This is a genomic window from Halorubrum halodurans, assembly GCF_002252985.1.
In the GTDB taxonomy this organism is placed as follows: Archaea; Halobacteriota; Halobacteria; order Halobacteriales; family Haloferacaceae; genus Halorubrum; species Halorubrum halodurans.
Genome location: NZ_NHPJ01000118.1, coordinates 21,428 through 29,047, shown reverse-complemented (window position 1 = coordinate 29,047; position 7,620 = coordinate 21,428). Strand labels below are relative to the sequence as shown.

Genomic DNA, 7,620 nt, shown 5'->3' with positions numbered 1-7,620 from the left:
CCGTCGTCGGCGACGTAGAACCCCGCCCCGCCGTGGCTTTCCGCCCGCGTCGAGGTGTACATCGGCTCGACGATCCCGACCGTGACGGTGACGTCGTCGCCGCCGTGCCGGACCGCGTTGCCGAGGAGGTTCTCGAGCAGCTGTCTCACGCGGCCGGGATCCCCGCGTATCTCGCCGTCGGTCTCGACGACGAGCCTCGCGTCGGCCGTCTCGACGCTCGTCCACGACGCCTCGACTGCGTCCGCGAGCGCGATCCGGTCGACGTCGGCCACCGCCGTCCCCTCGCGCGCGAGCGCCAGCAGGTCGCCGATCAGCGCGAGGCTGCGGTCGACCGCGTCGGCGGCCGGCTCGAGGTGTTCGTCGTCGTCGTGTTCGGTACGGGCGAGCTCCAGTCGCCCCTGCGCGACCGAGAGCGGGTTGCGGAGGTCGTGTGAGACCACCTCCACGAACCGCTCGAGACGCTCCCGCCGGCGTTCGGCCTCGCGTATCGCGCGGGTCGACTCCACCGCGGTGGCGACGCGGTGGGCCAGGACGGCGGCGTCGTCGGTTCGCGGGTCCCGACGAACGTAGTCCGAGACGCCGGCCGACAGCGCCTCGCGAGCCGATCCGACGTCCTCGCTTCCGTCGGCGTAGACGACGAACGGGAGGTCCGCCTCGCGTGCGCGGACCCGGTCGTGAAGCGACGGCGTGGTCCCGTCCGGGCGGGCGGCGGCGACGACGCAGTCGTAGCGTCCGCCGGCGATCCGATCGAGCGCCTCGTCCGGCTCCGCCGCGGGGTCGACGTCGAGCCGGTCGTCCGTCCGTTCGAGCGCGGCCGCGACGCGCTCCGCGGCGTCGCGCTCCCGGCCCACGAGGAGGACGGCTATCGGGGAATGGGTCGTCGCCATGCGTTCCACTCTCGATCGAACATCTCGGCCATCCGGTGTTATATGTGTCCCCGCGATCGCGACGGTCGCCGTCTCCCGGCGGCTATCGGTCGTCGATCGCCGCGCGGACCGTCGTCCGGTAGCGTCCGGCGAGCGCGGCGACGACGAGCCGGTCGCGGGGGTCGACGCCGATCGCGCGGAGCGCGAGCAGGTAGGCGGCGATCCCGACCGGCGCGCCGACCACGGCCCCCGCGAGCCCCGCGAGCGCGGCTCGAACGGTCAGCATGACGCCGACCATGACCGCCCCCGCGGAGAGCGGGACGAGGAACGTCCGGTCGAACGGCCACAACCCCTCGAACCGGCGGAGCAACAGGACCTGCGCCCCGTTCTGGACGGCGATGGCGACGGACGTGCCGAGCGCGGCTCCGACGAGCCCGTACCGCAGCACGAACGCGTAGGTCAACCCGACGTTGAGCGCGGCGAGCAGCCAGTCGAGCGCCATCCGGGCGTACTGGTGGTCCGTCATCATGAGCAGCCACCCCGTCGCGCCGACGGCGCTGCCGACGAACACCCCGCCGAGGTAGACGACGAGCGGGAGATAGCCCCTGAGGTACGTCTCTCCGAACAGCGAAAGCAGGGGTCCGCCGTACACCGCGAGGGTCGCGATCACCGGGAGAACCGTGCTGACGATGAGCCGCGTCACCGAGGCGTACACGGCGTTGAGCGTCGCCATCCGGTCGTCCGCGTACAGCTCCGAGGCCACCGGCGGGAGCAGCTGGTTGAAGGACAAAAGCGGGATCCACGCGATCGAGACGAACACGAGGACGACGTTGTACACCCCGGCGGCGACCGCGGTGAGGAGCCCACCGACGAGCAGCACGTCGATCCGGTTCTGAAACACCTTCCCGAGGCTGCTCATCGCGACCGGCGCGGCGTGGTCGTAGAAGCGGCGAGCCTCCCCGCGCGCGCCGCGGAGGGTCGGCGTGATGCCCGTGGCGCGCACCGAGGCGGGGACGCCGACGGCGACGAGGAGCGCGGTGGCCGCGACGATCGCGCCGGCGACGCCGACGACCGAGTAGCCGATCGCCAGCGCGACGGCCGCGCCGACGAGCCGGACCGCCGGCCGGCACAGTTTGTTGAAGAGCACCTCGCCGCGCGCGGAGCCGATCGCCCGGAAGACCGCGCCGGTGACGGTGACGAGACCCATCAGCCCGACGAGGACGCCGAAGAGTCGCATCGTCGGCGGGAACGCCGGGTCGGCCACGGTGAGGGCGTTCACCCGCGGCGCGGCGATCCAGACGCCGAGCGCGAGCGCGGCCCCCGCGGCCGCCGTCGTCGCGTACGCGAGTCCGACCACCCGCGACCGGCGGGCGGGGTCCTCCTCGCCCGGAACGAACCGCTGGAGCGCCGGCACGCTCCCGACGGGGACGATCCGGGCGAGCACCTGGGCGATCCGCCACGCGAGCGCGTACACGCCGTAGGTCGCCGGCCCCAGTCCGCGGGCGAGGACGAACTCCGTCGCGGTCATGAGCCCGCGCTGTGCGGAGAAGGCCCCGCTCGTGACGACGGCCCCGCCGGCGATCGTCACCAGCGCGTCGCGCTCGTCGTCGGGTATCTCCTCGGTCGTCTCCGGCGGCGGTTCGGTACCCACGGTGGTTCGTCCGACCGAAGCGTCGTCCGCGGATTAAGCGGTTCGCTCCCGGCATCCGGCGAGCCGTGCCGGATCCGCCGGATCGCGTCGCCGACGTCGCCGACGGCCGTCGCCGATCAGCCGAAGTTCTCGACCTTCGCGCCGTCGGGGTCGCCGCCGCCGGCCTCGATCGCCGCCAGGGCGTCGTCGACGAAGTCCGCGAAGCCGTAGACGAAGACGCCCTCGTCGGCCGCGCCGGTCAGCGCGTCCGCGACGGGTTCCGCCAGGTCGTCGTCGCCGCCGAGCACCGCGATCGACGCGCCCCGCTCGCGGAGGTCGTCGAGGCGGACCTCGTGGGCGGGGTCGTCGTCGCGGTAGACGACCGCGGCCTCGCCCCCGTCGTCGAGCGCGCGCCGGGCGATGGCGACCGCCGGACCGACGCCGGGGCCGCCGGCGAGGACGACGACGCGCCCCTCGCCGTCGTAGTACTGGTCGCCGAAGGGTCCGGAGAGCGACATCTCGACGCCCGGCTCGACGTCGGTGAGGAACCGGGAGAAGTCGCCCCCCTCCTCGACGTCGATCGCGACGGTGACCTCGAAGGTCCCCTCGGTCGTCGGCGAGGAGAGGGTGTAGAACCTGGAGACGGAGTCGCCGCCGATCGTCGTTCCCAGCTTCACGAACTGGCCGGGCTCGGCGCCGAAGCCCTCGGGCGTGTCGAACCGGATCGCGTACGTGTCCGAGCCGACCTCCTCGACCGACGTCACCGCGACTGTCGCGTCCATACGCCCCGTCGGTCCCTCGGACACAAACGTGTTCTCGTCTCGCCTGCGCCCCCGGCGACCCGACCCGTTCGACCCGGATGGTTCGACACGTGTCGAAATCGGCTGCGACGGACGGTGTCGGTCGGACCGGATCCGGTTGACGATCGACCAATATCTACCGGATCTCTCGCCGTCGGCGGCCGATACGGCGACAATATTCGCGAAAAACAGGACGTTCGTTGAATAACGGGCGGATGCCGCCATCCAGAAGCCTTTTGATGAGTCCGAGTGAACCGTCGACATAGAATGGCTGCGGACTTCAACTGGGCCGTCGGCGGAGAGGCCGGCGACGGCATCGACTCGACGGGTAAGATCTTCGCGCAGGCGCTGTCCCGATCGGGTCGACACGTGTTCACGTCGAAGGACTTCGCTTCGCGGATCCGCGGCGGATACACCGCGTACAAGGTGCGAACCTCCGTCGACAAGGTACAGAGCGTCGTGGACAGGCTCGACGTGCTCATCGCGTTGACCCCGCGGACCATCGAGGAGAACCTCGAGGAGCTCCACGAGGGGTCCGTGATCATCTACGACGGCGAGCGCACGACGATGCAGAACGTCGAGATACCCGAGGGGATGATCGGAATCGACGTGCCGCTCAAGCGCCTCGCCGAGGAGGCGGGCGGCGCGATCATGCGGAACGTCGTCGCGCTCGGCGCGGCCTGCGAGGTGGCGGAGTTCCCCATCGAGAACCTCGACTCCGCCCTCGAGAAGCGCTTCGGCGACAAGGGCCAGAAGCTCGTCGACAACAACAAGGAGGCCGCCCGCGCGGGGCGGTCGTACGTCGCCGAGGAGTACGACGCCGAGTTCGAGTACGACCTCGAGACGACCGACGAGGACTACGTGCTCCTCAACGGCGACGAGGCCATCGGCATGGGCGCCATCGCCGCCGGCTGCCGGTTCTACTCCGGCTACCCGATCACGCCCGCCACCGACGTGATGACGTACCTCACCGGCCGGCTGGAGCGGTACGGCGGCCACGTCGTCCAGGCGGAGGACGAGCTGTCGGCGATCAACATGGCGCTCGGGGCCGCCCGCGGGGGCGCACGGGCGATGACGGCGACGTCGGGGCCGGGGATCGACCTGATGACGGAGACGTTCGGGCTCGTCGCCACCTCCGAGACGCCGCTCGTCATCTGTAACGTGATGCGCTCGGGCCCCTCGACGGGGATGCCGACGAAACAGGAGCAGGGCGACCTGAACCACATGCTGTACGGCGGTCACGGCGAGGTGCCGCGGTTCGTGCTCGCGCCCACCACCGTCGACGAGTGCTTCTGGAAGACGGTCGAGGCGTTCAACCTCGCCGAGAAGTACCAGCTCCCCGTCTACCTCACGGCGGACCTCTCGATGGCGGTCACGGAACAGACGTTCTCGCCGGACGCCTTCGACATGGACGCGGTCGAGGTCGACCGCGGCTTCGTCGTCGACGACGCGTCCGTCGACGAGCACCTCTCGGAGAGCGGCGGGTTCAAGCCGCACGAGCTGACCGAGGACGGGGTCTCCCCGCGCGCGTTCCCCGGCACCGTCGACGGCGCGCACATGTCGACGGGGCTCGAACACGACGAGCAGGGCCGACGGACCGAGGACACGGAGATGCGCGTCGAGCAGGTCGACAAGCGCAACCGGAAGGTGGAGACGGCCGAGGACCGCGAGGACTGGAGTCCCCGCGAGTTCGGCGACGCGGACGCCGAGAACCTCGTGATCACGTGGGGATCGAACGAGGGCGCGCTCGCGGAGGCGCTCGACATGCTCGAGGCGGACGACATCGACATCCGCGTGCTCTCGGTCCCGTACGTCTTCCCGCGGCCCGACCTCACGGAGGAGATCGAGGCCGCCGACGAGACCATCGTGGTCGAGTGTAACGAGACCGGGCAGTTCGCGAACCTGATCGAGCGGGACGCGCTGGTTCGCGTCGACCGGATCAACAAGTACGACGGCGTGCGGTTCAAGGCGGACGAGCTCGCACGAGAGATCAAGGCGACCCTGGAGACGGGGACGGAGGCGACCCAATGAGTTCAGACGTTCGATTCACCGACTTCAAATCCGACAAGCAGCCGACGTGGTGTCCGGGATGTGGCGACTTCGGCACGATGAACGGCATGATGAAGGCCCTCGCGGAGACGGGGAACGACCCCGACAACACCTTCGTCGTCGCCGGCATCGGCTGTTCGGGCAAGATCGGCACGTACATGCACAGCTACGCGCTCCACGGCGTCCACGGCCGGGCGCTCCCGGTCGGCACCGGCGTCAAGATGGCGCGTCCCGACATCGAAGTGATGGTCGCCGGCGGCGACGGGGACGGCTACTCCATCGGCGCGGGCCACTTCGTCCACGCGGTGCGGCGGAACGTCGACATGACCTACGTCGTGATGGACAACCGCATCTACGGCCTCACCAAGGGCCAGGCGTCGCCGACCTCGCGCGAGGACTTCGAGACGGCGACGACGCCCGAGGGCCCCAAACAGCCCCCGGTGAACCCGCACGCGCTGGCGCTGGCGTCGGGCGCGACGTTCATCGCGCAGTCGTTCTCCTCGGACGCCCTGCGTCACCAGGAGATCATCCAGAAGGCCGTCGAACACGACGGCTTCGGCTTCGTGAACGTCTACTCGCCGTGCGTCACCTTCAACGACGTCGACACCTACGACTACTTCCGCGACTCGCTCGTCGACCTCGCCGAGGAGGACCACGACCCGAGCGACTACGACGCGGCCAAGGACGTCATCCTCGACTCCGACAAGGAGTACCAGGGCGTCATCTACCGGGACGAGGAGTCGGTGCCGTACCACGAGCAGCACGGCGTCGACGAGGACATGTCCGACATCCCCGACGGCGCGCCGGAGAGCGCGACCGACCTGGTCCGCGAGTTCTACTGAACGCCGCGGCGGCCGCCGTCCAGTGTCCGTGCGGGTCGGACGCGTCCCGCCTCTCGCCGCCCGGATCCCGTCCTTCCGGATCGGTCAAAAACGACCGATGGCGGCGGCCTCGCCTCGGAGTACCGTCCCGTTTCGGCAAACCTAATTACACGGGTCGGCATGTACGCGGTATGTCCGACCGTTACGACGTCGCGATCGCGGGCGCCGGACCGGCGGGCGCACAGTGCGCCCGCGATCTGGCCGCTCGGGGCTACGACGTCGTCGTTCTCGAGACGGAAGCCGAAGACGAGTTCCCGCGGCAGAGCAACAAGTCGACCGCGGGCACGTTCCCCTCGATGATGTCCGCGTTCGGGATCCCGGACGACGTCGTGATGTCGTACACCGACGACGTGGTGCTGGAGTCGCCGAACGACTACTACGAGTCCTACCAGCCGGGCGCGGTGTTGGAGTTCGCCGACTTCAAGCGCTACCTCGTCGCCGACGGCCGCGAGAAGGGCGCGGAGTATCGCTTCGACGCGCGAGTCTCCCGGCCGATCCTCGACGACGACGGCGTCATCGAGGGCGTGCGGTACGCCGGCGACGAGGAGGTGTACGCCGACGTCGTCGTCGACGCCACCGGCCCGGCCGCGCCGATCGCCAGCGCGCTCGACGTCGTCGACCTCGAGCGCGAGAACCAGGCGATCGGCATCGAGTACGAGTTCGAGGGGCTCGACCTCGATCACCCCGAGTACGCCGACCTCCGGCGGGCGATGATGCTCCGGCTCGACCACGACATCGCCCCCGGCGGCTACTCGTGGATCTTCGCCACCGGCGAGGAGAGCGCGAAGGTCGGGCTCTGTTACATCCAAAACGAGCGCCACCGCGAGGCCGGCGAGGAGGGGAAGACCATCGACGGCTACCTCGAGGGCTGGATCGAGTCCGACCCCCGGTTCGACGACGCCGAGCGCATCGAGGGGAAGGTCCACCGCGGGTCGGCACACATCCAGCGACCCGGCCGGATGCACACGGACGGCTTCCTCGCCATCGGCGACACCGTCCCCACCATCGACCCGCTGTGGGGCGAGGGGATCCACAAGGGGATGAAGTCAGCGCGCGCCGCGGCGATGTCGATAGACCGCTGTTTCACCGACGCGGATCGCCCGAGGGACGCGGAGAGCCTCGCGATCTACGAGACGCTCTGGCACCGCGACGTCGCCCCGCGGATGAACTCGCGGCTGGTGCTCACGGAGCTCCTGTATCTCGCGCCCAACGAGCGGTACGACCGGCTCATGCGCGACCTCCGGCGGACGGACGAGGACACGCTCGCGGCGGTCAACCGCGGGGACAAACGCGCGATGCGGAAGCTGCTCCACCTCGACGACCTCCCGATACTGGCGACGTACCTCCGCCGCCGGTTCGGCTCGTCGTGATCGACGGGCCCGAACGATCCGGTC

At 70.1% G+C, this 7,620-nt stretch carries 6 protein-coding genes; 3 read left to right on the top strand and 3 right to left on the bottom strand.

The genetic code is table 11. The annotated features are described in order from the left end of the window. From DJ70_RS13720 to DJ70_RS13710, 3 genes are all read right to left on the bottom strand, one after another. A partial coding sequence (locus DJ70_RS13720; protein WP_094533927.1) for an ATP-binding response regulator occupies positions 1-887 on the bottom strand: 887 nt, incomplete at its 3' end. Between the two features lie 82 nt (positions 888-969). After that, positions 970-2,517 carry an oligosaccharide flippase family protein gene (locus tag DJ70_RS13715; protein ID WP_094533925.1) on the bottom strand — a complete coding sequence of 516 codons (1,548 nt, stop codon included), beginning with the start codon at positions 2,515-2,517 and terminating at the stop codon, positions 970-972. A 116-nt stretch (positions 2,518-2,633) separates the two neighbouring features. Then, entirely contained in the window at positions 2,634-3,278 is a 645-nt protein-coding gene (locus tag DJ70_RS13710) for an FAD-dependent oxidoreductase (RefSeq protein ID WP_094533923.1), read from the bottom strand. Between the two features lie 285 nt (positions 3,279-3,563). Between DJ70_RS13710 and DJ70_RS13705 the strand changes: the two genes are divergently transcribed. The 3 genes from DJ70_RS13705 (at position 3,564) to DJ70_RS13695 (ending at position 7,596) form a co-directional block, all read left to right on the top strand. Further along, positions 3,564-5,327: a 2-oxoacid:acceptor oxidoreductase subunit alpha gene (locus DJ70_RS13705; protein WP_094533921.1), complete on the top strand. Its 1,764-nt coding sequence runs from the start codon at positions 3,564-3,566 to the stop codon at positions 5,325-5,327. Then, the gene (locus DJ70_RS13700; protein WP_094533919.1) at positions 5,324-6,187 is read left to right on the top strand and encodes a 2-oxoacid:ferredoxin oxidoreductase subunit beta; all 864 of its coding nucleotides are present in this window, start codon (positions 5,324-5,326) and stop codon (positions 6,185-6,187) included. Before DJ70_RS13705 ends, DJ70_RS13700 begins: the two co-directional genes overlap by 4 nt. 170 nt (positions 6,188-6,357) lie before the next feature. Then, positions 6,358-7,596 carry a digeranylgeranylglycerophospholipid reductase gene (locus tag DJ70_RS13695; protein WP_094533917.1) on the top strand — a complete coding sequence of 413 codons (1,239 nt, stop codon included), beginning with the start codon at positions 6,358-6,360 and terminating at the stop codon, positions 7,594-7,596. Positions 7,597-7,620 lie beyond the last annotated feature (24 nt).